Here is a 25,708-nt window from a genome sequence, read left to right as displayed (position 1 = left end):
ACAGATCAGTATGTGATAAGTGGTGGCACTTTTTCTGGCCACTGCGCATTCTCATCTAACTTGATGTACGCCACACCAGGCACCCCAGTTTTAACTTGTTCTGCGTATTTTTTTAATACACTTTCTTCAATTTTCACTTTTACCCGAAACATGAGCTTTTGGCGCTCTTCTTCGGTTTCGACTGATTTAGGCGTGAACTGAGCCTGAGGCGCCACAAAAGACACATGGGCAGGAATAGAAAAATCAGGATAAGCATCAACGACAATACGAGCTTCTGCACCAACCCGCGTTTGCCCCGCCTGGTCCGTCGGTAAAAACAGATACATATAGACATCACTGACATCTATTAATGTCACCACTTTTCCACCAGCAGCTAATACCTCACCTGGCTCAGCTAAGCGGTATAAAACACGGCCATTGCGCGGCGTCGTTAACTGGCTATCCGCAATCACCACCTGTGCTTTTGTCACCTCAGCTTTGGCTGCTTCAATGGCGGCTTGAGCTTCAGCCACTTGCACTGATGCCGCTTGCATGGCTGCCTGAGCCGTCGCCTTTTGTGTTTCTTTTTGATCCATCACTTCCTGACTAAGGTGGCCTTTTTTTACCAAGGCTTGCGTGCGTTCAAGCTCTTTTTTTGCCAGGGTAACTTCACTGCGCCGCTGTGCCAGAATGGCCTGGGCATATTTTTTGGATTCATTCGCTTTATTCAGATTAGCATTGGCTACCGCCAGACTGGCCTTGGCTTGTTCGGTATCCATAACCGCCAGCACCTGACCTTGGGAGACCCAGTCGCCTTCATTCACCGTAATTTGTTCCACTTTACCTGCCGTTTTTGTCGCCACATCGACTTCAGTGGCTTCAATACGGCTGTTACCTGCAGCAAAACCACTCGGTAATGTCAGCTCTTGTTCAGATTTCCAGTAATAACTCGCCGCGGCCACGGCAATCACTATCAGTAACAAAATTAAATTTCGTAATCGCAGCATGTGTTGTCTTCTGTGTTGAGGCGTTATCGGAATGAATGCTAAACCTAATAATACACAATAGCGAAATAACTGAAATGACGTGGATCATCTATTCGTGAATAACTTCCTGTTTCAATTTTTGAATTGGCCAGAAACGCCATAATAACCAGGATACTGTCCAGCATATAAATGCTGAGGTGAGATCATGACTGATGAAGTGCGCCCCCCGTAACTGCTGAGCTACCCCGAAAATCACGCCTAATACGATGATGCCATACAACACGTTTCTGGCATGCTGAGGGAAAAGTTGCTTGCTGACAAAATACACCCCAAAAAACATATAAGCTGAACTTGCATGACCAGCTGGAAAACAATGATCTGCGCCTTCCAATGGCGACCATAAACTATGCAACCAGAACTGATAAGGCCTGTCTCCACCAAATTCGATCACAGACCAGGGACAGTCGACCTCGGTTAGTCTTTTTACCGCACTCACTGTCAGTGTCGATAGTGGAATACTCATACTTAGATAAGCTAAAACATGACGATATGGTGATAAATATCGCGTCAAAACACTGATGACATAGCTAAGTAATACAAGGATAAACAGGATGACTGCCAGGTCATGACCGCCATCATGTAACCAGGTTTGTGTCAGCCAATAATGCTTCAATTGCCATTGGCCGCCTTCAAGTTGATACCAGATGTTGGCGACTAATTTATCCAGCTCTGTGACAGCAATAAAACTGATCAGAATAAAATACAGGCCCCATAGTCTTACCAGATGATTTTGCATAGTTGATTTAGCTATGCTGACAGCTGGCAAAGATATCTAAAGCAGGGTCATATTTACCTGGCAGTAAGACATTGTTCATGCCTAACAATGAATGGAAAATATTGTCATGGCTGACAGCTTTACCGGTTTCATTTTTCATACACAGCGGATTAATGTGATAGTCACGTTCATAGTTATCTGACAGCCACACCACCATAGGTACATGGGTTTGCTGGCTAGGTGCTGCAAAATAAGGTGTGCCGTGCAGATACAGATTATGTTCACCTAAGGACTCACCATGATCAGACACATAAATCATCGCGGTATCAATCGATTGAGAAGATAAGTTATCCAGATACTGAATCAGCTGAGCGAGCACATGGTCGGTGTATAAAATCGTATTGTCATACGCATTTCTGAGTTCCTCATTAGAGCATTTTTGTAACTCTGAGGTTTGGCACACCGGTTTATACTTTTCAAAGGCTGCTGGTACACGTTTGAAATAGGCCGGACCATGGCTGCCTTTCTGATGTAACACAATCAACTGATCACCGTCAGACTTCGCGACCAGCGCTTTAAGATTAGTGAGTAACACTTCGTCATAACACTCACCATCAGGACATAACTCTGCCAGATTAACCTCTGTCACTTTCTGGTGCTCAACGCGATCACATACACCTTTACAGCCACTGTTATTATCAAGCCAGCTGACCTTCACACCGGCAGCAGAAATAGCGTCCAGAACACTTTCATAACCATGGCCTTTTTCATCATCATAATCATCACGAGAAAACTGTGAGAACATGCATGGCACTGAAGTAGCTGTCGCCGTACCGCAAGACGAAACGTTATTAAAATACAGACTATTGGTTTTCTCTAACTCTGGGGTTGTTTCACGCTCATAACCATTCAGATGAAACGATTCTGCCCTGGCAGTTTCCCCCACCACCATTACTGTTACGGTACGGTGTTTTTTCTCATGCGCGAAGCTGCCGAGCGCGGCATTTTGTGAAATAGGTATCAATGGTTTATCAGCTTCAGCAAACTGTTGTTTGGCAATTTTGGTGACCGCATAGATATAACTGGTGGGATTGATTAAATAACGTAAATCCCGGTGATTGCGGAAGGTAGAAGCGTAGTCCTGATAGAAAAAAGCAGCAACCAAGCCCATGGCTAAAATACTCATGGTGATAGAAAACGAGCTCATCAGTAATTGCTTTGTCCAACGGACATGGGCAATCCGTAGTTTAGCAATTAAAAATGCCGGCAAAATACCCCATAACAGAAAATGAATAATGAAATCTTGACTCAATAATTCTTTTGTTTCTGCGGTATCCGTCTCTAACACATTCTGAATCATCGAACTGTCAATATGCACACCATAGCTATCAATAAAATAGCTGGCGGCGGCGGAACATAACACAATGAAAATCAAAATCGGTTTTATCAAGTATCGGGATGACACCAAATTAAATATTAAATTAAACAGCGCCGTCATGAAGATGGCACATGAACCTAAAAACAACAGATTATGTTGAGTGATTAATTGATTTGCCTGAACGATGCCACCCCACAAACCATTGTTATAAGCAAGCATCAAGAGCACTGAGAACAGTAATACTAGATACTGAGAAGAAATCGCACGACGCATGATAAACCTCAACCAAATTAATTTTGGCCAAGATTAATCCCTGCAACTTAAAAAATACTTAAACAAAAAAGCCACTGACAAATCAGTGGCTTTTTCTCAGCAAAACAAACAAAACTTAAGCGAACCGACCCTGACGATAATCATCGAAGGCTTGTTCAATCTGTTCCCGCGTGTTCATCACAAACGGTCCTCCCCTGGCGACAGGTTCCTTCAAAGGCTGCCCTGATACCAGTACAAACTCAGTATCACGTTCACTGTAGACACGCACTTTTGATCCGGTCTCCAATACGGCAAGTTGACCAGCATTAAGTAGTCGCTGTTTATCGCCGATCTGTATCTGACCTTTCATAAGATACAAAAACGTGTTGTCCGTTTCCTTCACTGTCTGCTCAAACGTGACTCCCGCAGGTAAAAACACATGCAGGTATAGGGGATTAACAAACGGGTTATTAATCACACCACTCACGCCACTATCTGTCTGACCAGCAATGACCTTGATTTCGGTGCCATTATCCAATTTGGCTACCGGAATCTGCTCAGCATCAAACTCCTGATACTTAGGCTCACTCATCTTTTCTTTTGCCGGCAGGTTAACCCACAACTGGAACCCCGCTAAGCGTCCTTCTTTCTGCTCTGGCATTTCCGAATGAATAATCCCTTTGCCTGCCGTCATCCATTGCACACCACCGGTTTCAATTACCCCGGCATTGCCTGCACTGTCTTCATGACGCATACGACCTTCTAACATGTAGGTCACCGTCTCAAAGCCACGATGGGGATGTGGAGGAAAGCCAGCAATATAGTCCTGAGGCTTATCTGAACCAAAGGCATCAAACATCAGAAAAGGGTCAAGCATATTGAGATGTGGTGAGCCGATAATACGCGTCAGCTGAACACCTGCGCCATCTGAGACCCGGTCTCCGTTGATGATTTGTCTTAATTCCCTTGTCTGAGTCATCACATTCTCCCGATAGATATTAGCTGACAATATCAGCAATTTTTTGTGTGAGTGTTTCTGTTTCTTGAATCAGACTGCCTGCATCCACCACAGTGACATCCTGAATTCCAAGAAAATTCATGACCTGCTTCAGGTAAGTAGAAGCGTAATCGACTTCACTACCCAGAGGCACGCCGCCAGAAGCCATCACCAGATACGCTTTTTTCGCCTTCAATAAACCTTCTGGGCCATTTTCAGTGTAACGAAATGTGACTCTTGCTCTCGCCACCTGATCGATCCAGGCTTTTAATACGGCTGGTACGCTAAAGTTGTAGATAGGCGATGCAATGACCAATATCTCGGCCGCTTGTAACTCTTCTACCAGTTGGTCCGAGGTAGCTAAAGCCTGTCTATTTTGCTCAGTACGTTGCTCGGGATCGGTAAAATTGGCATGGATCCAATCTTCGTTAATAAACGGAATACCCTTCGCTAGATCACGAGATTTAATAGCTAGCCCAGACTGCTTTTGTAGTTGCGAGACCAGTTCAGCAGATACCTGGCGTGTCACAGAGTCCTGAATACGTTCACTACTATTGATATGTAAAATCGTGTTATTCATGTTTATTCTCCTGTTTTCGATAACATTATTTAATATTGTCGATAGCTAAATTACCCGCACCATTAGCCACCAGTAACAACAAACCACCGGCAATGGCTAAATCCTTCATAAACAAAATGCTCTGCATTTGATCAGCAAAATTATTGTGGAAGATGGCGGCTGCGATGACGGTAAACCCAGCTAATAAGAAAGCAGCGATACGCGTTTTAAAACCAAATAAAATCGCCAAACCACCTAAAATTTCTGTTGCAATCACCAAAGGCAACAGTGATGTCGGTACTCCCATCATGCTCATATAGCCTTGTGTCGCTTCGTAACCTGCTCCGAGTTTTCCAATGCCGGCTGAAATGAACATCAGACTCAATAAAAAACGACCTGTGACTGTTGATAATCCTGTTACTGCGTTCATGTTTTTTCCTTTTTGTTGTGTTGTCTTGATAGTTCACAGTTTATCGTTTCCATATTTTTATAAAACAGTGTATTAATGAACTTATTGTTACCAAATAGAGAACAATACAAATGAGTCAGTTAGAAGAAATGCAATGTTTTGTGCGGGTAGTTGAAGCTGGCAGTATCACAAAAGCCGCAGAGCAAATGAATACGGTCAAATCTGCTATCAGCAAACGTTTAACAGATTTAGAAAGACGACTGGGTATCAGCTTGCTCAAAAGAACAACGCGTAAACAAACGCTCACCGATGCCGGTCGCAGTTACTACCAGCATTGCGTCCGTATTCTTGATGATATTTATGAGGTTGAACATGCTTTAGGTAATGAGCAAACATCGCTGTCTGGACGTATCAGGCTCTCTGCACCCATTAGTTTTGGTTTAATGCATTTAAGTCCGGCTTTACGTGAATTTAATCTGATCCATCCGGAAATCATTTTTGATATCGACTTTAGCGACAGACACCAAGATTTGGTCGCTGAGGGTTTAGATTTAGCCATTCGTATATCGAACTTAACTGACTCCAGTCTAATCGCACGTAAACTGGCTTCAACACGATTACAAATCTGTGGCAGCCCAGATTACTTTGCTCGAAATGGCTTACCAGAAAAGACAGAAGATCTTCTCTACGGTCATGTGAAGCTGCACTATTCCCATGTCAGTAGCAGTTGGTCATTATTGGATTATCAGGGCCAAGCCATTTCTGTGAATTTACCAACCGTGCTTTCATCAAACAATGGCGAATACCTGCGAGATGTCTGTATAACTGGAAAAGGCTTAATCTTGACGCCGGATTTTATTTCCTACCCGGCAATCAAGTCCGGCAAACTCATTACCATACTGGATGATGCCTTGGTTCAAAAAGAGGTCGGGATTTATGCCATCTATTCTCAAACACGTTTTTTATCTCACCGAGTCAGAATATTAATCGATTTCTTACGTGACTACTTTGCCAAACTGAAAAACTGGGAGTGTCCTGCCAGGTAATCATTTATCGATTGGCAAATAATAACCCAGCTCTGTTTGCTGACGTTTGACACAGGCAATACCCTCTTCTATGGCTTCACCAGCACGATAAAACTCCAGAATCCCTATATGGGAGAGACGTGGGTTTAAAATAATTTCTGGAGGATCACCCGCCATCCGACTTCGGGTGATACGATCCTGCGTAATATTAATCGATGCCGCAATGGCGTCTAATAATGCAGGTGGTTCTTCTTTTTCTTCACGTCGTTTGGGAAATAAGTTATTGGTGTAATCCGCCACCATATGACTGACTTTGCCAGTCCAGCTGGTAGGGAGATCGAGAGTTGCTTCGGGCTCGCTATCATCAATATCCGTTCTAAAATGTTTACCCACGATGCCACTGTTGAGGTTAACAGCTATCACCACATCGGCGCCCAAAGCACGGCATAAAGAGACGGGTACAGGATTGACCAAGCCACCATCTATTAGCCAACGGTTATTGTGTTTAATCGCTGGAAATAATCCAGGTAAGGACATGGATGACCAGACCGCATCCATTATATTGCCCCGTGTGTTCCATATCTCACGACCATTGTATAAATCTGTCGCCACAGTAGCAAAACGCGTTTGTAGATCTTCGATGGCAACATCCTGTTCCACCACGTATTCATTAAGAAAACTGCGTAAACGGTTTTTATTAACGAAGCCTTGCAGTGAGCGATTAATCGCAAAATACTGAGCAGTTTTCAATTTATCCAACCGCAGTACCCAATCATTCAATTTGTCGATATTATTCGCTACGTAAGCTGCACCAACCAATGCACCTATTGAGGTACCTGTAACAATATCGGGAGTAACACCCAGTTTTTCTAACTGTCTGATAATGCCAATGTGTGCCCAGCCACGCGCTGCCCCACTACCTAATGCCAAGCCTACCTTTAATTTTTCGCTCAACTTAAAACCTATAGTTTGTTATATTTATCATGTAGATAAAAAAGATTAATAAAGTAATGACTGAACAAAATACCTATTTATTTGTGTACGGCACATTGATGAAAGACACCAATCATTCAATGGCGCAGTTACTTACCAAACATAGTGAGTTTATTTGTCGTGCCTCAATGCAGGGCCAACTCTACCTTATTGACTACTATCCGGGCGCTATTCTCTCTGAGAGCAAAGACGACATCGTCTATGGCGAACTCTATAAACTATCCAATGCCAGTTGGGTGCTCAGTCAACTGGATGATTATGAAGAATGTTCCTCATCTTTCCCTGAACCACATGAATACCAACGTCAGTTAATCACCATCCAAACACACGCTGCCGATTTCAGTCTAACGCTTGCCTGGGCCTATCTTTATCAGTACCCCTTAAACAATAAGCCCCGCATTAAAAACGGCCAGTTCGAAGTGAGATATACGGACACGAAATAATTTCTAAAGCTTAGAAAAATCAATCCGATAGCTTGTTTATATAACTCATCTTCAGCGAAAAATGAACGAGATACCTAAGCTATATCACAATACGATGATAACTATCAGCCCGCCATCACAGGTTGAACCAGCTCGCCCTGCTGCTCAAGAAGCAAAACCATCCAACAATAGTGATCGTAGACAACGCTATGATCGTAGAAAACGAAATCAAAGACCATTTATCGAACGTCGGGTCTCATCCGATCGCCGCTCACAACGCTTTGAAGCAAAAGCCTGACATGGTTTACTCGTTTAATCTCGGAAAGTCTGCCGCATATTTCTGAATCCATTCTAACGCCGCTTCATCACTGGTTAACTGACGCCCGGTGTTAGCGCTAATACGTTTTCTGTAATCTTCTATATAACAAATCTGCTCAACCATTCTGAGTGCATAAGTCATAGCTTTACTCTGAAAGTTAACCCCTACCAGATACTGATTTCCTTCAGGTTTACACCAACTGATAATACCTTTTGCCGTAAATCCCGGCTTACAGGCCAGGATATTGATCTCAACCAGCGTGCCGACAGCTATGGGCGCAGCTGAACAAAAACACAGGCCACCTTTACTCACATCTTTCAGCGAACGTTGTTGATGCTGCTCACCTAGCTTAACCTGGATAGGCACGCTACTTGGGTGGCGTATAAACCGTCTCAGTTCTTCTATCATTTTGTTAGCTTATCGCTATTTAATAACAATGTGATTAAAACAATTTTTTCAATTTATCCTGGACAAGACCCAATCGTCCTGTTTTTACTGCATCACGTCGGATGCCTTTTACAGGCGCTATGTAATATAAGTCACCATTTTTGCCTTCGAGTTGCTCAGGAATCCCGACTGATTTTGCCAGTCTGGCATTCGCTCTGAGATGTTGAAACTCACCGTGTACAGGAATAGCACAAGCTGGCTTAACCCAACGATACATGGCCTTCAGTTCTTCCATAGCCGGATGACCTGAAGCATGAATTTCCAGTCGACTGTTATCTACGGTAATTACGTTCACATTCATTGCCTTGAGCCGTTCGATTAATGCCTCAATTGGGAGTTCATTTCCAGGAATGACTTTAGAACTGAAAATAACGGTATCACCCGCTTCCAGCTCAATATCACGAAAACTGTTCTGGCTCAGCCGGTTCAGTGCTGTTCGTGGTTCGCCCTGACTGCCTGTAGCGACTAATAAAACCGTATCTCGCGGCAGAAAACCTAAATGATGAGGATCAACAAAGGTATCAATGCCATTCCACAAACCGACTCGTTTTGCCGCCGCATGGGTATTTAATAACGAGCGTCCCAACAGACCTAAATGACGTCCTGTTTCTTTAGCAATATCCGCCACCGTTCGTAATCGGGCAATATTACTGCCAAAACAGGTTATAACAACCCGTCCTTTAGCCTGCTCTACATGGTGTTTTAGGCCTTTGTATAAAGACGCCTCAGAAGTTGACCAGCCAGGCACATTAGCATTGGTCGAATCACATACCATCACATCAATCCCCAGTTCTCCCAACCGGGAATAATCTTCTTCCCTATACGCCTCACCGACCACAGGGCCTGAATCCAGCTTCCAGTCAGCGGTATGAAACACTTTGCCAACAGGGGTTGTAATCAATAAAGCAAAGGGATCGGGAATGGAGTGTGTCAGCTGAATCCACTGCACATTGAATACGCCTATTTGTCTTGATGCATGCGCTTCAACAATATGGACTTTCACTTTTTTTATTAATCCGGCCTCAGCCAGTTTTCGGCGTAAGATTTCAGCCGTATAAGCCGTTGTGTAAATCGGACAACGGAATCGTTCCCATAAATACGGCACAGCCCCGATATGATCTTCGTGGGCATGGGTGATAATAAGGCCGTCTAATTGCTCTCTGCGATCCACAATAAATTGTGGATCAGCCATTTGTACTTCTGCTCGAGCCCCTTCTATCGGTTCACCATCAATATCAGTTTTGGCTTCGAAGGTCACCCCGCAATCAACCATCAGCCATCGACCATCATGGCCATACAGATTGAGATTCATCCCTATTTCTCCGGTTCCTCCCAAAGGTAAAAACCAGAAATCAGACTCATCAGGTGTCATAGATGTCCTTTGTTATTGCTTGCTATCGTGACTATTAGTTTGGCAGGGTTTCAACAGATAGGAAAATATCATACGCACAATGAATAGATTAACGTCACTACAACAAGGGATTTTTTCTCCATTATTCTTTTAAAATTAAGGAGTTTCGGCACGGTGATTCGTTCATAGGGCAACAATGGTATAATTGCCGGCTGCTTTTTTGTAAGTCATTGATTTAATGACCTAAGAAAACCAACGGAGAGAGATTATAATAATGACTACTTCAAACTTAATGACTGAAGGTCTGAACTTGATGCTTATCGGCATGGGGTTCGTATTTATATTTTTGACATTACTGGTGTTTGTCACATCCATCATGTCACGCATTATCACCAGCTACGAAAAAAATGTAGGTGTCTTACCTGAAGAAGGCATTTCTTCACCTACCGCTGTCATCAGCCCGGCCATGAACCAGTCTCAGCATGCTAATGATGATAAAAACTTAATCACTGTGCTTTCTGCAGCAGTGCACAAATTTCGTTCCCGCCATAAATAAATCAGCGCATTAAAGACTTTTTCGAATCAATCAATTAAGGCCATGAATATGACCGAAGTTAAAAAACCACTTGGCATTACGGATGTCGTTTTACGTGATGCTCACCAATCATTATTTGCCACCCGACTCAGATTAGATGACATGTTGCCCATCGCCGATAAGCTTGACCAGATTGGCTTTTGGTCTGTCGAAAGTTGGGGCGGCGCCACTTTTGATGCCTGTATTCGTTATCTGGGCGAAGATCCATGGCATCGTATTCGCTCACTTAAAGCCGCTATGCCGAATACCCGTCAGCAAATGCTGTTACGGGGTCAGAATCTATTAGGCTATCGCCACTATGCTGATGACGTGGTCAGTAAATTTGTTGAAAGAGCGGCGATCAATGGCGTTGATGTGTTCCGTGTATTTGATGCGATGAATGATCCACGCAATCTAGAAACCGCAATCAAAGCCGTGCTGGAAAATGACCGTCACGCACAAGGCACCATCGCCTACACAATAAGTCCGGTTCATGATCTGAATTTGTGGTTAGACATGGCTAAACGTATTGAAGACATGGGTGCCCACTCTTTATGTATTAAAGATATGGCTGGTTTGCTTAAGCCTTATGTAGCTTATGAATTAGTTCAAAGCCTTAAGCAGACCATTGATATCCCGATTCACATGCAATCACACGCCACCACCGGTTTGTCGACAGCCACTATTATGAAATGCGTGGAAGCCGGTATTGATAATGTCGATTCAGCTATTTCATCAATGTCGATGACCTACGGTCACTCAGCAACAGAATCAGTTGTCTCTATCTTTGAAGATACGGATCGCGATACAGGTCTTAATATCGAACTCCTCGAAGAAGTAGCAGCCTACTTCCGCGAGGTGAGAAAAAAATATGCCCAGTTCGAAGGCTCCCTGCGTGGTGTAGATTCACGTATTTTGGTCGCTCAGGTACCGGGCGGCATGTTGACCAATATGGAAAGTCAGCTACGTGAACAAAATGCACTGGACAAGATGGATCAGGTATTAAAAGAGATTCCACGGGTTCGTGAAGACTTGGGCTTTATTCCTCTGGTCACCCCCACATCTCAAATTGTCGGCACCCAGGCCGTCATCAATGTTCTGACCGGTGAACGTTATAAAACCATCGCTGCGGAAACAGCAGGTATTCTCAAAGGAGAATACGGAGCAGCCCCTGCACTTTATAACAAAGAGCTTCAGGACCGGGTACTTGAAGGTGCTGAACCCATCACTTGCCGCCCTGCTGACCTACTTGAAGCAGAAATGGAAAAGCTCACGACCGAACTTCTCGCTATCGCTGATGAGGAAAAAATTGTTCTGGCCGAGGGTGAACAACACGTTGATGATGTTTTAACCTACGCGCTATTCCCACAAATCGGGCTTAAATTCCTCAAAAACCGTCATAATCCAGACGCATTTGAACCTGTTCCTGTTATTGATAACAGCCCATCATCCCCCTCTCGTCCTCAAAGCCAAGAACAAGAAACCTATACCATTAAAGTCAATGGTCAGAGCTATGTTGTTCAAGTGAATGAAGGTGGTGATATCAGCCATGTTGAATCCTCTTCAAGTTCAGCAACGGCCCCAATGGGTGAAGGGGATCCTGTTGAAGCCCCCTTATCCGGCAATATCTGGAAAATCGAGGTCAGCGTTGGTCAGCAAGTCAATGAAGGTGACACTATTTTGATTCTGGAAGCGATGAAAATGGAAACACAAATCGTGGCTTCTAAATCAGGTACCGTGTCGTCCATTTCTGTTAAACAAGGTGATTCCGTCAAAGTCGGTGATCAGCTGGCAACTATCGCTTAATTGGGGGAATTCATGGATAAACTACTTCATCTCTGGCAAGTAACAGGCATAAACCAAATGACACCTGGCCAAGGTGTCATGATTCTGATCGGCATGTTATTGCTGTATCTGGCTATCAAGAAAAACTTCGAACCTTTACTGTTGGTGCCCATTGGTTTTGGTGGTGTATTGGCCAATATTCCCGGTGCTGGTCTCGCCGAAGGTAATGGTATCCTGCACATTTTCTATGCGGTCGGTATTGAAAGCGGCGCCTTTCCTCTCATCATCTTTATGGGTGTAGGCGCAATGACTGACTTTGGTCCTTTGTTAGCCAATCCTAAAACACTGTTTCTGGGGGCTGCTGCCCAGTTCGGTATCTTCGCTACCTTGATGGGTGCCGTTGTGTTAGCTCACTTTGGCATTTTTGACTTTAGTCTGGCTGATGCCGCCGCCATAGGCATTATCGGCGGTGCAGATGGACCAACGTCTATTTATGTTGCCAGTAAACTTGCTCCGGATTTACTCGGCGCCATTGCGGTAGCCTCATACTCCTACATGGCTTTGGTGCCATTAATTCAGCCACCGATTATGCGTGCACTGACTACCGAATCAGAACGTAAAATCAAAATGGTGCAACAACGGCATGTTTCACAACGAGAAAAAATTGTCTTTCCGCTAGTGTTACTTATCCTTGTCGCGTTTTTATTACCTGATGCAGCACCATTACTCGGTATGTTCTGTTTTGGTAATTTAATGAAAGAGTGTGCTGTGGTAGATCGTTTAAGCAACACCACTCAGAATTCGCTGATTAATACGGTAACCATCTTTTTAGGCTTAGCCGTAGGTTCAAAGCTGAGTGCAGATAAATTCCTTGATTTGCAGACGCTAGGTATCTTGGTACTAGGTATGGCGGCATTTGCTATCGGCACGGCATCGGGTGTCATCATGGCTAAAGTGCTGAACAAATTGATCAAGGAACCGATTAACCCACTGATTGGCTCTGCGGGCGTATCTGCTGTGCCTATGGCCGCACGCGTATCCAATAAGCTTGGTTTAGAATCTGATCCACATAACTTCCTGTTAATGCATGCGATGGGACCGAATGTTGCTGGTGTTATCGGCTCAGCTGTCGCCGCAGGTATTCTGATTAATTACGTCGGCGCATAACATGATTAATAGACACTCTATCTAACAGATAGGGTGTCTATTTTTCTTCCATTATGCTGGCATGTGCCACTTTATTCGCTATTCCACCAATCTCACAGCGATAATCTGAAAACGATGATTTCGCTTTAACTTGTGCCAGCCACTTACCTTTGTCGGCCTCGTTCTCATCAAAGCCAATTAAAGTGACATGATACTCTTTAACTAATTCAATCAGTTTCTTATCAGACATTCCTGGTGTAATTTCTCTGCAAAAATTATCAATATGCTGTGTTTCCCATACATAATAAATGGGATAAACGATGACGCCGATAATCAGAATTTGTATGAAATTAACCAGTAGTTTCATCTATAAACACTCCGTGTAATTAGCACAATATAAAAGAAGATAGATTAATAGTGCGCGACCTGATTCACACTCTTGAATAGTTTTGACATGTTTTATTAAGAAATCGTTATCACACTGTCACAGATAGGCTTTATCATGAGTCTTTTTTATGAGAGTTCATCATGTCTCAAACAATCGAAGTCGAACTCACCAGTACACCGGTTGAGCTATATAAAGTACTTAAATTCGAAGGTATCGCAGCCAGCGGTGCTGAAGCCAAACTCTTTATTGAGCAAGGTCTGGTTTCTGTAAATGGCGAACTGGAAACACGGAAGCGCAGAAAAATTGTCGGTGGAGATGAAATTGGCTTTGAAGATATTACCCTGATTATCTCTGAATAAACCCCAGACTTTTAATGGATTTCCAGTTTTCTTCACCAATTAGAATGAATGCAAACCCATCTTATCAACGGCAATCTAAACGCCATACTGATTAAGTAAAAGCCCACAACAGAATGAAATTAGATAACGTCGTACCCTGGGGTCGTAATCTGCTGGAATATCAACGGATGTTTCTGCTCAGTGATGATGACTTTCAACAATCTATTTTAGGCTGTGGTGATGGACCGGCGAGTTTTAATGTCGAAGCCAGACAAAAAGGTGCAAATGTCACATCAGTAGACCCTATCTATCAATTCAATGCTGAACAGATCCGGCAGCGAATCGAACAGCTAGGGCCGGATGTGATCGCTCAGGTCCGTGAGTATCAACATCAGTTTATCTGGCAGGATTTCTCTGATACTGATGATTTATATCAACAGCGCATGAGGGCAATGCAGTTATTTTTAGCAGATTATGCGCTGCCAACCAGCGCGTCGTTTTATATTAATGCGCAACTACCTCAACTGCCCTTTGAGGATAAGCAATTTGATTTAGCTTTATGCTCACACTTTTTGTTTTTGTACAGCGAGCATTATGACCTTGAGTTTCACCTGCATGCCATGCTTGAGTTGTGTCGAGTCGCCAGACAAGTCAGAGTATATCCGTTGATTGGGTTGGACAATACCCCCTCTCCTCATCTAGGCTTGATAAGCAAAGCATTAACGCAAAGGGGTTATAATCTGCAGCAGCAGCCTGTTGATTATCAATTCCAGAAAGGTGCTAGCCATATGTTAGTGGTAGATACCCATTCATGCCCCATCAATACTGACAAAAAAAGGGAGAAACATGCGAATTTTAATGATTTTGACATCTCACGATAGTTTAGGAAATACAGGTAAAAAAACCGGCTTTTGGTTAGAAGAGTTTGCCTCGCCCTATTATGTATTCAAAGACGCTGGCGTTGATATCACTTTGGCTAGTCCTAAAGGTGGTCAACCGCCATTAGATCCAAAAAGTGACGATCCAGATTCACAAACAGAATCAACAAAACGCTTTAAACAAGACAAAGAAGCACAAGCTGAACTGGCTAATACATTGGTTCTCGATACTGTCCGTGCTGATGATTATGATGCGGTGTTTTATCCCGGTGGTCATGGCCCCTTATGGGATCTGAGTGTGTCAGAGAAGTCGATTGAATTGATTCAACAATTTATCTTCCAGGATAAACCCGTGGCAGCAGTCTGCCATGCCCCAGCCGTGTTACTCAATGTAAAAACACTCACCGACGAACCACTTGTTAAGAATCTGTCGGTAACCGGTTTCTCAAACTCAGAAGAAGACGCCGTAGGCCTTACCGATGTCGTCCCGTTTTTACTGGAAGACGAATTAAAAAATGCCGGTGGTTATTATCATAAAGCGGACGACTGGGCCCCATTCTGCTGTGAGGATGGTTTATTAATCACTGGACAAAACCCACAGTCCTCAGAAGTCACTGCTCAGGCCTTACTGAGTCGTCTGCGTAAGTTTGCCTGAAACTGATATACTGTCGCTATTTTATCAAAATAGAGAGTGAACATGGCTAAAGCAACAGCAAGACATATCCTGGTAGATAGTGAAGAAATCTGTTTAGAACTTAAACGTGAAATCGAACAAGGTGCCGATTTTGCTGACATTGCTAAAGAACACTCTTCATGCCCATCTGGCCGTTCAGGCGGTGATTTAGGCGAATTTGGCCCAGGTATGATGGTGCCTGAATTTGATAAGGTGGTTTTTTCTGCTCCCGTTAACACCGTTCAGGGTCCAGTAAAAACACAGTTTGGTTATCACTTATTAGAAGTGACTAGCCGCACTGAATAAGGCATAAAAAAAACCCGGCTTTAGCCGGGTTTTTTATTTCAACCTATTAATAAGGCTTATGACTGACGAGCATGCGTCTGTAAATAAGCATCACTGATTGGATTAAACTGTTGCTTGCGCAGTAATGTTTTTTGGCTATCTAATTGCTCTTTAAAGCTTAAAGTAACCGGTTTTTTCATCGCTTGTACTTGCAGGTAGCGATCAGAAAAGAAGTTAAACGCATGTGGACGCAGTTGTGTTTTTTGTAACTGTAATTGCTCAGAAAACGTTCTGTTTTCAATATCAGCAAATGCAGGTGCAACAACAAGACTCAATGCAGTTAACGCAGCAAACGTTGTTTTTTTCATGGTCAGATTCCTTCCTCAGGTTAAATTAAAAATCAGTAGCTCAGGGACTATTTAGCTTAGGAAATAGAATAGAGTAATGAAGACGGAATAGATGCAGCAGAACCTCCCAATCGCTGCTACATTAAATCCTTTTGATTAAGGAAGCGCTTCCTGCTGAACGAGGATGTTGTGACCTGTGGCGTTGCCGATTATGACTGCTCAAGCTGATAATCAGGTAAATGGGCAAGTAATTGTTTACCATAACCCTTTGTTAATAAACGTTTATCAAGAATAGTAATTCTTCCCGAGTCCGTTTCCTTTCTTAGCAACCTGCCACACGCTTGTATCAGTTTTACGCTAACCGCGGGCAAGGAAAGCGCAGTAAAAGGCTGGCCACCTTTACGAATAATCCACTCTTGCTTTGCCTGTTCAATCGGTCTGGTAAATACTGGAAAAGGTAATTTTGTAATCACCACATGGGTACATAAATGCCCCGGCAGATCCACACCTTCAGCGAAGCGATCCAAACCGAAAATAATACTGCCTTTGCCTGACTCAATCTGTCGAATATGACGATGCACCATATTTTTAGGAGAGAGGTTGTCACCCTGCACCATCGTTATGGCCGTAATCGCGGCGGGACATTGTCGGTATACCGCTTCCATTACCAGCTTTGAGGTAAATAACACTAAAGTGGCTTCAGTGACGTCAATAATATCGATGAGTTTTTTAACAACTTCCTGCTGCCATTGCTGCTGTTGCTCATTGGGTAGGAAACGCATATCCGGAATATGTAGTGTGGCTTGCTTTTGATAGTTAAACGGTGAAGGCACGGCTAAAAAGTGCTGTTCATCAAAGCGATGTAAACCACAATCCAATCTGAAACGATGGAATACCCCCAAACCACGAAGTGTCGCTGATGTGAGAACAACACCATAGGCTCTTGACCATAAACTGCGATCCAGGAAATACGCAGCCGTCATCGGACCGGCATGAACAACCAGTGTTTGCTGCTTTGCAAATGTTTCTACGGATAGCCAACGTACATTAGGCGGTCGATCCTCCTGGTCAGGCTCTAGAAACAAAGCCATAAAGTCGATGAGGTAGCCAAAAATATTCTGAACCGTACCCACTTGCGGTAATAAGGCTTCCCCAACTTTATTCGGAAGCTGTGTTTTTTCCAGCCCTTCCTTAATCCATTTGGCCAGTACAGAATAGTGTTTATAAATCGAATTAGCGCGCTGTAATAACCCCTGGCACGGGATTAATAGAGCATTGACTAACGGGCTATTCCAGAAAATACGTGGCTCACTGATATGCTTTTCCAATAAGTCCTGCACAACACCATCACTGTGTAAAATGGTTTCAATCTGTTGCAAGTGACTCATTACCGCCGGTAAGTCACGTCTTAGTTCCGACAGCATATAGCCAAAATCATGTTGTCTGTATGCCAATGTGGACGGTATCTTTTTCAGTACACTGTCCGCTGTTTCTGTGGTTTGGTAAAGCTGAATAAAATTTAATGCTTTAGCCGCATGATCCAGCGCTTTTCGTGGCAGGTTATGCGCTTCATCAAACACAAAAAGAATTTCTTCCGGGTTCGGTAATACCAAACCACCACCTAAGTCTGCATCACTCAGTATCAGATCATGATTGGCGACCACCACCTGCGCCGCCGTCATTTCCCGCCGTAACTTATAGTATGGACAACGTAAGTAGAAGGAACAGCTTTTCCCGGCACAGCCTTCCGAATCGGTGGAAACCTGATGCCAGAGTTCAGCGTCTATTTTGTCACGGCGACTATCGCGATCACCATCCCAGCGTTCTTCGTCCCAGTCACTCAGTAACTGCTTAGCTTGCGCCGTATGCAGCACCTGTTGATACTTTTCATCCACATCAATATTGAGCGACTGCTGTTCCGGTGTGGTAGCTACCTGATTGAGCTTACTGGGGCAGACATAACGACGACGCCCTTTTACCTGAACAAAACGGATAGGTTCTTCGAGTGTCGCTGAAAACTGAGGTAAATCCTTTTGAATAAGCTGTTGTTGTAAGTTGACCGTGGCAGTACTGATCACCAGTGTTTTCTTTTGTAGCAGGGCTGCTTGAATAGTGCCGGTCAGATAAGCCAGCGTTTTACCCACCCCAGTCGGTGCTTCGACGACAGCCACCCGTTTTTGCGGTGGTTTTGACATGGCTTGAGCAATGAACTCACTCATTTGCACCTGTTGTGGACGCGCCTTAAAATCAGGCATCGCCGCTTCGATGCGCTCAAATAATGTTGTTACTGCCGTCACATGCCCACTCTATTACTTAAACGTTCACCATTAAGATAAGCCAGCACATTTTTTACTGTGGTTTCAGCAATATGTTGAACAGCTTCCTGGGTGAAATAGGCCTGATGCCCGGTCACTAATACATTTGGAAAGGTTAACAGACGTTGAAATAAATCATCCTGAATAATATCAAGTGAATGATCTTCAAAAAACAAACTGCCTTCCTGTTCATAGACATCAATGCCGAGATAGCCGATTTGTTTGGATTTCAGTCCGTCTAATAGCGCTCGGGTATCCATTAACGCTCCGCGACTGGTGTTAATTAACATCACTCCCGGTTTCATGCTGGCAATGCTGTCATGATTAACCAGGTAACGCGTGTCACTATTTAACGGGCAATGCAGACTGATAATATCGGATTTTTGAATAAGTGTTTTTAAATCAACAACTTGGAAGTCTTTCTTTACGCAGTATTGCGAGTTAACAGGCTCATAAACAAGCACCTCACACCCAAACGCCCGCATTCTTTCCGCCACTAATAAACCAATTTTCCCACCACCGACTATCCCTACGTTTTTTTGGTAGAAATCAAAGCCGAGTAAGCCATCCAGAGAGAAATTGCCATCACGGACACGATTATAGGCACGAGGAATTTTACGACTTAATGCCAACATCAAAGCGATGGTGTGCTCAGCTACAGCATAAGGCGAATAGGCGGGAACGTTAACCACGCTGATGCCCAACGCATGCGCGGCGCTCAGATCGACCTGATTATAACCCGCACAGCGTAAGGCAATCAGTCGCGTGCCACCTTCTGCTAGTGTGCCTAATGTTTCCCGACTCAAATCATCATTAACAAAGGCACTGACAATTTCAAACCCCTCTGCCATCACCGCGGTGGATGGATTCAGTGTGACCTCATGACAAATGAATTGAATCGCAGGCACTGACGCTTGCAATAAAAAGCGTTCATCGTATGACTTAGCACTAAACATAGCAATTTGATGAGTGGGCATGACTTATCTACCTGATATAACTAATGATGGTCAGTTATGCGTATCTGTATTGGCTGGCATTAATTCATCCACCAGGAACTGTAAGGTTTTCTGACCGCGAAACTCATTTACAGATAATTTATAACGCACTAATACTAGACTGTTTTCATCTAACCAGCTCGGTTTATCCTGACCGAAAGCCATCGCATTCACCTGCCTGTTACCATTCATCTCAAGCTGTAAACGCAGGTGATTCTGTTCTTGTCCAACTAAACGAAAATGATTTACTTTAAACACCCCATGAAACCTGGGCTCCTCAAAACCCTGGCCCCAAGGCGCTGCCTCAGACAGTATTTCTGCAAATGACAACTGGCAATCGCTTGCTGCTAACTCACCATCTGAAGGTAGTTGTTGTAAGTAGGTTTCGGTTGACACCATCTCATTCAAGGCCGATTCAAATGCCCGATTAAATTCGCTTATATCGGCTTTTTTTATCGTTAAACCAGCCGCCATAGCATGACCACCAAAACGTTCTAACAATTTAGGATGTTTAGCTGCTACTCGGGCTAATACATCTCGAATATGTATGCCTGGAATAGAACGTGCCGATCCTTTGACTTCATCGTCATTACCGGGAGCAAAAGCAATAACCGGACGGTATGTTTTTTCTTTAATACGTGAGGCCAACAGCCCAATCACACCCTGATGCCAATCTTCATTAAATAAGCAATAGCCGGTTCTTAAGGTATTGTCCTCAATATCAATCTGTTCCAGCATCTTCAATGCATCCACTTGCATCGTTTGCTCTACCGCGCGTCGTTCCAAATTAATGCTATCCAGCTGTGTCGCTATACTAAGGGCCTGATCAGCATTATCTGTCAGCAGTAAGTTAATGCCGAGTCCCATATCTTCCATACGCCCAGCTGCATTCAATCTGGGGGCAATACTAAAGCCTAAGTCAGAAGAAACTAGTTTTTCTTTTTCTCTGCCCGCAATTCGAATCAGTGCTTGTATGCCGATACAGCCTTTACCGCGACGAATACGCTGCAATCCGTGATTGACCAATGTTCGATTTAATTTATCCAGTGGCACCACATCCGCTACCGTCCCTAAAGCGACGAGATCGAGCCAATCCCCCACTTTCGGTTCAGGCAAAGAGGCGCTTTCGAACCAGCCGGTTGTTCTTAAATGCTGCCTTAAGCCTAACAACACATAGAAACAGACACCGACACCAGCCAGATTTTTATAGGGAAAAGGATCGTCGGTTTGATTGGGATTCACGATGGCATCCGCTTCCGGCAATTCCTCACCAGCCAGGTGATGATCAGTCACCAACACTTTCATTCCTCGTTGATGTGCCGCTTTTACCCCTGATATTGAGGCAATGCCATTATCCACCGTCACCAGTAAATCTGGCTGTTCATGCGCTGGAATATCCTCTAATAACGAGGGAGTCAGTCCATAGCCATGAATAAAGCGATTAGGAACAATATAATGAACCTGTTTCAAGCCCATCGACTGCAAACCACGTATCGCCAAAGCACAACTGGTAGCACCGTCACTATCAAAATCAGCAACAATCGTGACTTTCCATTGTTCTTTCAAAGCAGTGGCTAATAATTCAACAGCGGCCTGCATGCCAAGGAGCTGATCTGGCCTTGGTAGGTCAGCCAGTTCAAAATACAACTGTTCCACCGCGGTAATACCGCGTGCGGCCATGATTTTTCGCAAACTGTCTGGCCATGACTCAGGGAGCTTATCCCAGCCATGGTGAGGGCGTTCAACAATATCAGGTAATACACTCATAACCAGATTTTCCAGGCCGATGTCGGTGTTAAATGGTAAGTCCCCCACTCAGGAATAACGATATGCACGGAATCCAACTGAAAACGTTTTAATGCTTTATAAATAGGCGTTAACCAGTTTTTATCAAGCACTTCCATTTGCGTTGACCAGTCTTTATCTGGATCAAAATGGGCTAAATGCAAGGCGTGTTTTGCTTGAATATCAGTAAAATGGTCAATATTCTCCAGCCATTCAGAGCCACTGTAGTGACTCAATTGCTTCAATGTTTCATCTTGACCAGAAACATGTGACCAGGTCTGCCATTCATCAGGCATTTTTTCCTTCCCCCAGAACCAGACACTATTAATCGGCACCTTACCCTGTGCTTCTCTTGCCTGATTCACCGGACAGTCGAATAACACCATCTGAATCTCATTCCATAAACGAATCCATAAGCGGGCATCAGCGCCTTTGGGTAAAAATTCAGTCACTGGGTGACGATCGACCTTATCCACACAAGTCAATTCAATATCAGGTTCGATTGGCATGCTCAGCAGCCATTGATTCGCTGTATTAATGCTTAATGAAGCGCCCAAATCATCAAACAGATATTGAATCGAAGCGATAAGTTGTTCAGCTTCGTCCATACTGATATCCAGGCCATGATGAAATAGCAGCAGTTGGTCCCGGTCAGCTTGTAAATAACAGGGCTCTACACACAGACTGAACTCCGTTCCACCTCTTAACCTCGCCATGGGGAAGTCGTCCCAATATCTTGTTTCTTCAGAAAATAATGATAATAGTTGCTGAAAAAAACGATCTTCAGACTCAATAAACGTCCCTCTTTTCATCAGTATTTTTAATGATTGAGGTAAAAAGCTCTGGTTTATTGGATTGGCAACGACGACCGAAAAAGCAGGCAGAATCAGCGTCAGTTGTTGGCTAGCCATTCGCCAAAACTTGCCGGATAAACGGTATGGTTAACTTTCGTTTAGCCTGTAAAGAAGCTTTATCTAACTGCTGTAAAACGGTCATCAGAGCAGGCATATCGCGTCCATAATGACGCAGTAAATATTGTGCCACCTCAGTTGTTATCGTTAAGCCACGCGACTGTGCCTGTAATATCAAGGCTTGCTGTTTCTGTTCATCTGTCATCATCACTAATTGATAAACCAGCCCCGTCGCCAGCCTTGACCGCAAATCCGGTAATCGAATTGAACTATTCGCTGGGGTCTGTTGTGCTGCCACCAACAGGCGCCCCTTTGCATCATGCAAGCGATTAAAACAGTGAAAAACAGCTTCTTCCCACTCGGGTAAGCCAGCAATCGCATCGATATCATCCAGGCAGAGTAAATCGGCTTGTTCAATTGCCTGAAGTGCTGCAGGCGCTGCCGTTTTCACAAGTTCTGATAACGACAAATAAATGACCCTGTAACCCATTTGCTGAACCGTTTCGGCACAAGCTATCAGCAAATGTGTTTTACCTGTGCCACTATCCCCCGCAAGGTATAGGAAATCCAATTCAGCTAACTGACAAAACGCTTGTAGAGCTTGTTTGGTTTCTTGTTTGGCAAACAAGAAATTATCGAGCCTGTATATCTCCTGAGGAGATAGTCTAAGCGTTAGTTGTGTTTCAGCTAATGACATGTGTGCGTGACTAATTTAAGAATACAAATGACTATCGAGATAACGCTGATGCGCATGGCGTAACAACACCATGACAACCGAAGCGGCAGGCAAAGCAAGTAACACACCGGTAAAGCCAAATAATTGCCCACCGGCTAATACAGAAAAAATAACGGCCACTGGATGCAAACCAATACGCTCACCAACAAAACGAGGCGTCAGCACCATCCCTTCTATAGCTTGGGCGACAGCAAATACAATGGCCACTTGCAGCACCGGTAGCCAGTCACCAAATTGAAAGAATGCGGCCAATCCAGCCAGTAAAATGCCTACGATTAAGCCAAGATATGGAACAAAACTGACAAGCCCGGCAATTACGCCCAGTAATAAGGCTAATTCCAGGCCAATCAAACTGAGCCCTAAGGTATATATCACCGCAAGTGCGAACATCACCATCAGCTGACCACGCATAAAGCCAGCTAACATGTCATCACATTCCAATGACATTTCAATGAATTTTTTCGCATATCGTCTTGGCAGTAACTCTCTGAAACGGGCAACTAAACTATCCCAGTCTCTCAATAAATAAAAAGTAAGCACCGGAATTAAAAGCAAATTCCCCAACCACTGTACTAACACCATGCCAGAACGTGTCATATAGCTGAAAACACCTCCGGCAACCTGCCCAAACTCCGACCAGTATTTACTCAACGCCTGTTTTACTGTCTGCAGGTTAAACACATCGGTTGGTAACCCCACTGAGTTCAACCACGGCTCTATCAGTTTCTGTGTCTGTGTTAAATAATCAGGCAAATTACTAAACAATTTGGCTACCTGAGCACTGAGTAAAGGCAGCATGACTAATAACATTAAAGCAACCACAATAAAAATAACGGCAAATACCACACTTACTGACATGGTTCTGGATAAATTCCAGCTTTCCAGTCTATCTACCAGGGGATCCCCCAGGTAGGCAAAAAGCGTCGCAATAAAAAATGGCATCAATACTGGTGACAGCTCAAATAATAACCAACCTGCTATAACAACGATGGCCACAAGCAAAAACTTATTGGTATCCGTCATTATGGTTGTTTTCTCTGCTTCCATGCTTTATTTCCCCAAATAATCACATATTCAAAACCACTGTATAAAACACTGGCCACAACGGCCCATATACCCATGGTCACCACAGAATGCAGAGCAGGCAGCCATTGTTGTTCAATGATCACCAGTAACACTAATAGAATTTGTAATGCTGTATTAAGTTTACTGCTCCACAACGGTAGCAGTTCAAATTCGCCAATGGTGTAATGATAGACCAATCCACCACACACAATGATGACATCCCTGGCAAGCACTAACCAAAGCAACCACATCGGAAGCAGACCAATCCAGGCCAGAGTAGCAAAACTCGCCACTAACAAGAGTTTGTCAGCTATCGGGTCAAGAATTGAGCCGAGACGTGATTGCCAGTGAAAATGTTTGGCGAGAAAACCATCAATCCCGTCTGAAATGCCTGCGATGGCGGATACGATTAGTGCTAATACATAGCGTTCGTGAACCAGTGCCCATACCACTGGAATCACCAGCAAAATACGTAACAATGAAATCAGATTGGGAATATCACGTAAACTCAATGTGTTAACCGATAATATTTTTTATCCGTTATCGTGCCCTCAGGTTCGGTTAATTCTGATAAAAGGCCACCAACAGACAAAAGACGTTGCAGAACTTGCATGTCACCACTATAGCTAATATCTAAATCGAGAATATTCATACCCAAATTATTCACCCGGATATTGTCAATACTGTCGATTTGGTTGAGATAGGCCATGACTCTGGAAAAATCAGCGTAGTCATTAACATCATCAATCTGCACAGAGAGTGTCTTATTCGTATCAGATACCTGGTTATGCTGAGCATACTCGCTAGCCAGACTATCGACTAACACACCTAAGCCTTTATTTATCGAAGCGCTGATAAAGCCTTCTGAGGTCCAGCGTTGACGCGTTTCACCCGTGCCTGACTGCCAGATAATCTGAGTGGTGTCATTATGGATTGTCATTTTGATAACAAGAATGATATCCGCCCCATAACGCTGAGAAGCGGTCTTGATGGCATCATCGTTACCTGACCACACGTCCTCAAAACTCAAAGCAGACTGATCTTGCAGGTCCATCAACGGCATAAGAATGGGCAAGCCTCGTTCATCAGCCGCTTGTTGTAACGGTTTAAAAACGTCTTGGGGAATATTTTCTAAACCTTGCAAACTTTGCTGGCCATCTATATCAGTAGCTAACCAGACCAGCACGTCCGGTCTGACTTTCCCCCATCGAGGCAGACCAAGCTGACGTATAACCGCATTGACGGCATTTTTATCAAAACTCAAACGCAATGAAAGTTGATCAGGCTGTGTTAAATCGGCAGCTTCTATATTGTTACGAATATACTCATAACGTTCGACCAGTTGCGTGGCATTGGCAAGTACCGGAGCAATATCGGCTTGACTAAGCTGATTTTCATTACCGACTAACTTAATAAGAACTTGCTTGAGCAAGTCAGGTGCCAGAGCATCGCGCTCTTTCTGCTGTTGTGTCGTGACAGGAGCTGTCGCCTGATAAAGATTATTGACCTCAGCAGCATAGCTACTAAAACTCAGAAACAGCAAAATAAGGGCATAAAATAATCGGTGCATTGTGGTATTCTAACACGCTGTTTTA

The 25,708-nt window shown here is 43.9% G+C and carries 29 protein-coding genes; 10 read left to right on the top strand and 19 right to left on the bottom strand.

Annotated elements, in window-relative coordinates:
• Nucleotides 1-5 precede the first annotated feature (5 nt).
• The 6 genes from MAMP_RS05240 to MAMP_RS05215 form a co-directional block, all read right to left on the bottom strand.
• On the bottom strand, nt 6-986 hold the full coding sequence (locus MAMP_RS05240; RefSeq protein ID WP_007144949.1) for an HlyD family secretion protein: 981 nt from the start codon (nt 984-986) through the stop codon (nt 6-8).
• Nucleotides 987-1,074: 88 nt separating this feature from the next.
• Nucleotides 1,075-1,761 (bottom strand): phosphatase PAP2 family protein, encoded by a 687-nt coding sequence (locus MAMP_RS05235; RefSeq protein ID WP_007144948.1) that lies wholly within the window; start codon nt 1,759-1,761, stop codon nt 1,075-1,077.
• Nucleotides 1,762-1,768: 7 nt separating this feature from the next.
• Nucleotides 1,769-3,391, bottom strand: coding sequence for a phosphoethanolamine transferase (locus MAMP_RS05230; RefSeq protein WP_007144947.1), 1,623 nt, complete (start codon nt 3,389-3,391; stop codon nt 1,769-1,771).
• Between the two features lie 115 nt (nt 3,392-3,506).
• A complete protein-coding gene (locus MAMP_RS05225) occupies nt 3,507-4,349 on the bottom strand; it encodes a pirin family protein (protein WP_007144946.1) in 843 nt (280 codons plus the stop codon).
• A 19-nt stretch (nt 4,350-4,368) separates the two neighbouring features.
• A complete protein-coding gene (locus MAMP_RS05220; RefSeq protein WP_007144945.1) occupies nt 4,369-4,947 on the bottom strand; it encodes an FMN-dependent NADH-azoreductase in 579 nt (192 codons plus the stop codon).
• Between the two features lie 25 nt (nt 4,948-4,972).
• The gene (locus tag MAMP_RS05215) at nt 4,973-5,356 is read right to left on the bottom strand and encodes a DoxX family protein (RefSeq protein WP_007144944.1); all 384 of its coding nucleotides are present in this window, start codon (nt 5,354-5,356) and stop codon (nt 4,973-4,975) included.
• A gap of 110 nt (nt 5,357-5,466) precedes the next feature.
• On the opposite strand from MAMP_RS05215, the gene MAMP_RS05210 reads away from it, so the two are divergent.
• Nucleotides 5,467-6,381, top strand: coding sequence for a LysR family transcriptional regulator (locus MAMP_RS05210; protein WP_007144943.1), 915 nt, complete (start codon nt 5,467-5,469; stop codon nt 6,379-6,381).
• Here MAMP_RS05210 and MAMP_RS05205 read toward each other — a convergent pair whose 3' ends face one another.
• Nucleotides 6,382-7,314: a patatin-like phospholipase family protein gene (locus tag MAMP_RS05205; RefSeq protein ID WP_007144942.1), complete on the bottom strand. Its 933-nt coding sequence runs from the start codon at nt 7,312-7,314 to the stop codon at nt 6,382-6,384.
• Between the two features lie 56 nt (nt 7,315-7,370).
• Here MAMP_RS05205 and MAMP_RS05200 point away from each other — a divergent pair, with 56 nt between their 5' ends.
• Together MAMP_RS05200 and MAMP_RS05195 are read left to right on the top strand one after the other, a co-directional pair.
• On the top strand, nt 7,371-7,796 hold the full coding sequence (locus MAMP_RS05200) for a gamma-glutamylcyclotransferase family protein (RefSeq protein ID WP_007144941.1): 426 nt from the start codon (nt 7,371-7,373) through the stop codon (nt 7,794-7,796).
• Between the two features lie 61 nt (nt 7,797-7,857).
• A complete protein-coding gene (locus MAMP_RS05195) occupies nt 7,858-8,073 on the top strand; it encodes a hypothetical protein (RefSeq protein WP_237701191.1) in 216 nt (71 codons plus the stop codon).
• A 6-nt stretch (nt 8,074-8,079) separates the two neighbouring features.
• Here the strand turns inward: MAMP_RS05195 and MAMP_RS05190 are convergent, their stop codons facing one another.
• Nucleotides 8,080-8,502, bottom strand: a complete 423-nt coding sequence (locus MAMP_RS05190) for a PilZ domain-containing protein (RefSeq protein ID WP_007144939.1) — start codon at nt 8,500-8,502, stop codon at nt 8,080-8,082.
• 34 nt (nt 8,503-8,536) lie between these two features.
• Nucleotides 8,537-9,913, bottom strand: a complete 1,377-nt coding sequence (locus MAMP_RS05185) for a ribonuclease J (RefSeq protein ID WP_007144938.1) — start codon at nt 9,911-9,913, stop codon at nt 8,537-8,539.
• A 253-nt stretch (nt 9,914-10,166) separates the two neighbouring features.
• Here MAMP_RS05185 and MAMP_RS05180 point away from each other — a divergent pair, with 253 nt between their 5' ends.
• From MAMP_RS05180 to MAMP_RS05170, 3 genes are read left to right on the top strand one after another with little or no spacing between them, the layout of a single operon-like run.
• Nucleotides 10,167-10,448, top strand: coding sequence for an OadG family protein (locus tag MAMP_RS05180; RefSeq protein WP_040576204.1), 282 nt, complete (start codon nt 10,167-10,169; stop codon nt 10,446-10,448).
• Nucleotides 10,449-10,496: 48 nt separating this feature from the next.
• A complete protein-coding gene (gene oadA / locus MAMP_RS05175) occupies nt 10,497-12,272 on the top strand; it encodes a sodium-extruding oxaloacetate decarboxylase subunit alpha (RefSeq protein WP_007144936.1) in 1,776 nt (591 codons plus the stop codon).
• Between the two features lie 12 nt (nt 12,273-12,284).
• Complete coding sequence (locus tag MAMP_RS05170) at nt 12,285-13,418, top strand: sodium ion-translocating decarboxylase subunit beta (RefSeq protein ID WP_007144935.1); 1,134 nt, start codon at nt 12,285-12,287, stop codon at nt 13,416-13,418.
• A gap of 37 nt (nt 13,419-13,455) precedes the next feature.
• Here MAMP_RS05170 and MAMP_RS05165 read toward each other — a convergent pair whose 3' ends face one another.
• Nucleotides 13,456-13,764 (bottom strand): hypothetical protein, encoded by a 309-nt coding sequence (locus MAMP_RS05165; RefSeq protein ID WP_007144934.1) that lies wholly within the window; start codon nt 13,762-13,764, stop codon nt 13,456-13,458.
• Nucleotides 13,765-13,925: 161 nt separating this feature from the next.
• Between MAMP_RS05165 and MAMP_RS05160 the strand changes: the two genes are divergently transcribed.
• The 4 genes from MAMP_RS05160 to MAMP_RS05145 all read left to right on the top strand — a co-directional run bounded on the left by MAMP_RS05160 (nt 13,926) and on the right by MAMP_RS05145 (nt 15,980).
• Nucleotides 13,926-14,144: an RNA-binding S4 domain-containing protein gene (locus MAMP_RS05160; RefSeq protein WP_007144933.1), complete on the top strand. Its 219-nt coding sequence runs from the start codon at nt 13,926-13,928 to the stop codon at nt 14,142-14,144.
• Nucleotides 14,145-14,257: 113 nt separating this feature from the next.
• Nucleotides 14,258-15,004 carry a methyltransferase domain-containing protein gene (locus MAMP_RS05155; RefSeq protein WP_192807082.1) on the top strand — a complete coding sequence of 249 codons (747 nt, stop codon included), beginning with the start codon at nt 14,258-14,260 and terminating at the stop codon, nt 15,002-15,004.
• Nucleotides 14,970-15,656: a type 1 glutamine amidotransferase domain-containing protein gene (locus MAMP_RS05150; RefSeq protein ID WP_007144931.1), complete on the top strand. Its 687-nt coding sequence runs from the start codon at nt 14,970-14,972 to the stop codon at nt 15,654-15,656. Before MAMP_RS05155 ends, MAMP_RS05150 begins: the two co-directional genes overlap by 35 nt.
• A gap of 42 nt (nt 15,657-15,698) precedes the next feature.
• Nucleotides 15,699-15,980: a peptidylprolyl isomerase gene (locus MAMP_RS05145; protein WP_007144930.1), complete on the top strand. Its 282-nt coding sequence runs from the start codon at nt 15,699-15,701 to the stop codon at nt 15,978-15,980.
• Between the two features lie 56 nt (nt 15,981-16,036).
• Here MAMP_RS05145 and MAMP_RS05140 read toward each other — a convergent pair whose 3' ends face one another.
• The 9 genes from MAMP_RS05140 to MAMP_RS15650 form a co-directional block, all read right to left on the bottom strand.
• Nucleotides 16,037-16,327: a hypothetical protein gene (locus MAMP_RS05140; protein WP_007144929.1), complete on the bottom strand. Its 291-nt coding sequence runs from the start codon at nt 16,325-16,327 to the stop codon at nt 16,037-16,039.
• Nucleotides 16,328-16,515: 188 nt separating this feature from the next.
• The gene (dinG, locus tag MAMP_RS05135; protein ID WP_007144928.1) at nt 16,516-18,603 is read right to left on the bottom strand and encodes an ATP-dependent DNA helicase DinG; all 2,088 of its coding nucleotides are present in this window, start codon (nt 18,601-18,603) and stop codon (nt 16,516-16,518) included.
• Entirely contained in the window at nt 18,600-19,598 is a 999-nt protein-coding gene (locus MAMP_RS05130) for a 2-hydroxyacid dehydrogenase (protein ID WP_007144927.1), read from the bottom strand. Before MAMP_RS05130 ends, dinG begins: the two co-directional genes overlap by 4 nt.
• A 30-nt stretch (nt 19,599-19,628) precedes the next feature.
• Nucleotides 19,629-21,383: a single-stranded-DNA-specific exonuclease RecJ gene (gene recJ / locus MAMP_RS05125; RefSeq protein WP_007144926.1), complete on the bottom strand. Its 1,755-nt coding sequence runs from the start codon at nt 21,381-21,383 to the stop codon at nt 19,629-19,631.
• Nucleotides 21,380-22,312, bottom strand: a complete 933-nt coding sequence (locus tag MAMP_RS05120) for a hypothetical protein (RefSeq protein ID WP_007144925.1) — start codon at nt 22,310-22,312, stop codon at nt 21,380-21,382. The genes recJ and MAMP_RS05120 overlap by 4 nt, the downstream gene beginning before the upstream one ends.
• Nucleotides 22,305-23,009 (bottom strand): DnaA regulatory inactivator Hda, encoded by a 705-nt coding sequence (gene hda / locus MAMP_RS05115; protein ID WP_007144924.1) that lies wholly within the window; start codon nt 23,007-23,009, stop codon nt 22,305-22,307. Before hda ends, MAMP_RS05120 begins: the two co-directional genes overlap by 8 nt.
• A gap of 15 nt (nt 23,010-23,024) precedes the next feature.
• A complete protein-coding gene (locus MAMP_RS05110; protein WP_007144923.1) occupies nt 23,025-24,095 on the bottom strand; it encodes an AI-2E family transporter in 1,071 nt (356 codons plus the stop codon).
• The gene (locus MAMP_RS05105; RefSeq protein WP_007144922.1) at nt 24,071-24,625 is read right to left on the bottom strand and encodes a CDP-alcohol phosphatidyltransferase family protein; all 555 of its coding nucleotides are present in this window, start codon (nt 24,623-24,625) and stop codon (nt 24,071-24,073) included. Before MAMP_RS05105 ends, MAMP_RS05110 begins: the two co-directional genes overlap by 25 nt.
• Entirely contained in the window at nt 24,622-25,683 is a 1,062-nt protein-coding gene (locus tag MAMP_RS15650; protein WP_007144921.1) for a DUF2066 domain-containing protein, read from the bottom strand. The genes MAMP_RS05105 and MAMP_RS15650 overlap by 4 nt, the downstream gene beginning before the upstream one ends.
• Nucleotides 25,684-25,708: the final 25 nt, after the last annotated feature.

It is taken from the genome of Methylophaga thalassica MP (assembly GCF_000214595.1).
GTDB classification, from domain to species: Bacteria; Pseudomonadota; Gammaproteobacteria; order Nitrosococcales; family Methylophagaceae; genus Methylophaga; species Methylophaga thalassica.
Note: the sequence above shows the minus strand (reverse complement) of the source record. Positions and strands in the feature narration are given on the sequence as shown.

What these genes read in the sequence shown, in the direction of transcription:
- MAMP_RS05240 (WP_007144949.1), bottom strand. Translation starts at nt 986, where the DNA reads ATGCTGCGATTACGAAATTTAATTTTGTTACTGATAGTGATTGCCGTG.
- MAMP_RS05235 (WP_007144948.1), bottom strand. Translation starts at nt 1,761, where the DNA reads ATGCAAAATCATCTGGTAAGACTATGGGGCCTGTATTTTATTCTGATC.
- MAMP_RS05230 (WP_007144947.1), bottom strand. Translation starts at nt 3,391, where the DNA reads ATGCGTCGTGCGATTTCTTCTCAGTATCTAGTATTACTGTTCTCAGTG.
- MAMP_RS05225 (WP_007144946.1), bottom strand. Translation starts at nt 4,349, where the DNA reads ATGACTCAGACAAGGGAATTAAGACAAATCATCAACGGAGACCGGGTC.
- MAMP_RS05220 (WP_007144945.1), bottom strand. Translation starts at nt 4,947, where the DNA reads ATGAATAACACGATTTTACATATCAATAGTAGTGAACGTATTCAGGAC.
- MAMP_RS05215 (WP_007144944.1), bottom strand. Translation starts at nt 5,356, where the DNA reads ATGAACGCAGTAACAGGATTATCAACAGTCACAGGTCGTTTTTTATTG.
- MAMP_RS05210 (WP_007144943.1), top strand. Translation starts at nt 5,467, where the DNA reads ATGAGTCAGTTAGAAGAAATGCAATGTTTTGTGCGGGTAGTTGAAGCT.
- MAMP_RS05200 (WP_007144941.1), top strand. Translation starts at nt 7,371, where the DNA reads ATGACTGAACAAAATACCTATTTATTTGTGTACGGCACATTGATGAAA.
- MAMP_RS05195 (WP_237701191.1), top strand. Translation starts at nt 7,858, where the DNA reads ATGAACGAGATACCTAAGCTATATCACAATACGATGATAACTATCAGC.
- MAMP_RS05190 (WP_007144939.1), bottom strand. Translation starts at nt 8,502, where the DNA reads ATGATAGAAGAACTGAGACGGTTTATACGCCACCCAAGTAGCGTGCCT.
- MAMP_RS05185 (WP_007144938.1), bottom strand. Translation starts at nt 9,913, where the DNA reads ATGACACCTGATGAGTCTGATTTCTGGTTTTTACCTTTGGGAGGAACC.
- MAMP_RS05180 (WP_040576204.1), top strand. Translation starts at nt 10,167, where the DNA reads ATGACTACTTCAAACTTAATGACTGAAGGTCTGAACTTGATGCTTATC.
- oadA (WP_007144936.1), top strand. Translation starts at nt 10,497, where the DNA reads ATGACCGAAGTTAAAAAACCACTTGGCATTACGGATGTCGTTTTACGT.
- MAMP_RS05170 (WP_007144935.1), top strand. Translation starts at nt 12,285, where the DNA reads ATGGATAAACTACTTCATCTCTGGCAAGTAACAGGCATAAACCAAATG.
- MAMP_RS05165 (WP_007144934.1), bottom strand. Translation starts at nt 13,764, where the DNA reads ATGAAACTACTGGTTAATTTCATACAAATTCTGATTATCGGCGTCATC.
- MAMP_RS05160 (WP_007144933.1), top strand. Translation starts at nt 13,926, where the DNA reads ATGTCTCAAACAATCGAAGTCGAACTCACCAGTACACCGGTTGAGCTA.
- MAMP_RS05155 (WP_192807082.1), top strand. Translation starts at nt 14,258, where the DNA reads ATGAAATTAGATAACGTCGTACCCTGGGGTCGTAATCTGCTGGAATAT.
- MAMP_RS05150 (WP_007144931.1), top strand. Translation starts at nt 14,970, where the DNA reads ATGCGAATTTTAATGATTTTGACATCTCACGATAGTTTAGGAAATACA.
- MAMP_RS05145 (WP_007144930.1), top strand. Translation starts at nt 15,699, where the DNA reads ATGGCTAAAGCAACAGCAAGACATATCCTGGTAGATAGTGAAGAAATC.
- MAMP_RS05140 (WP_007144929.1), bottom strand. Translation starts at nt 16,327, where the DNA reads ATGAAAAAAACAACGTTTGCTGCGTTAACTGCATTGAGTCTTGTTGTT.
- MAMP_RS05130 (WP_007144927.1), bottom strand. Translation starts at nt 19,598, where the DNA reads ATGCCCACTCATCAAATTGCTATGTTTAGTGCTAAGTCATACGATGAA.
- recJ (WP_007144926.1), bottom strand. Translation starts at nt 21,383, where the DNA reads ATGAGTGTATTACCTGATATTGTTGAACGCCCTCACCATGGCTGGGAT.
- MAMP_RS05120 (WP_007144925.1), bottom strand. Translation starts at nt 22,312, where the DNA reads ATGGCTAGCCAACAACTGACGCTGATTCTGCCTGCTTTTTCGGTCGTC.
- hda (WP_007144924.1), bottom strand. Translation starts at nt 23,009, where the DNA reads ATGTCATTAGCTGAAACACAACTAACGCTTAGACTATCTCCTCAGGAG.
- MAMP_RS05110 (WP_007144923.1), bottom strand. Translation starts at nt 24,095, where the DNA reads ATGGAAGCAGAGAAAACAACCATAATGACGGATACCAATAAGTTTTTG.
- MAMP_RS15650 (WP_007144921.1), bottom strand. Translation starts at nt 25,683, where the DNA reads ATGCACCGATTATTTTATGCCCTTATTTTGCTGTTTCTGAGTTTTAGT.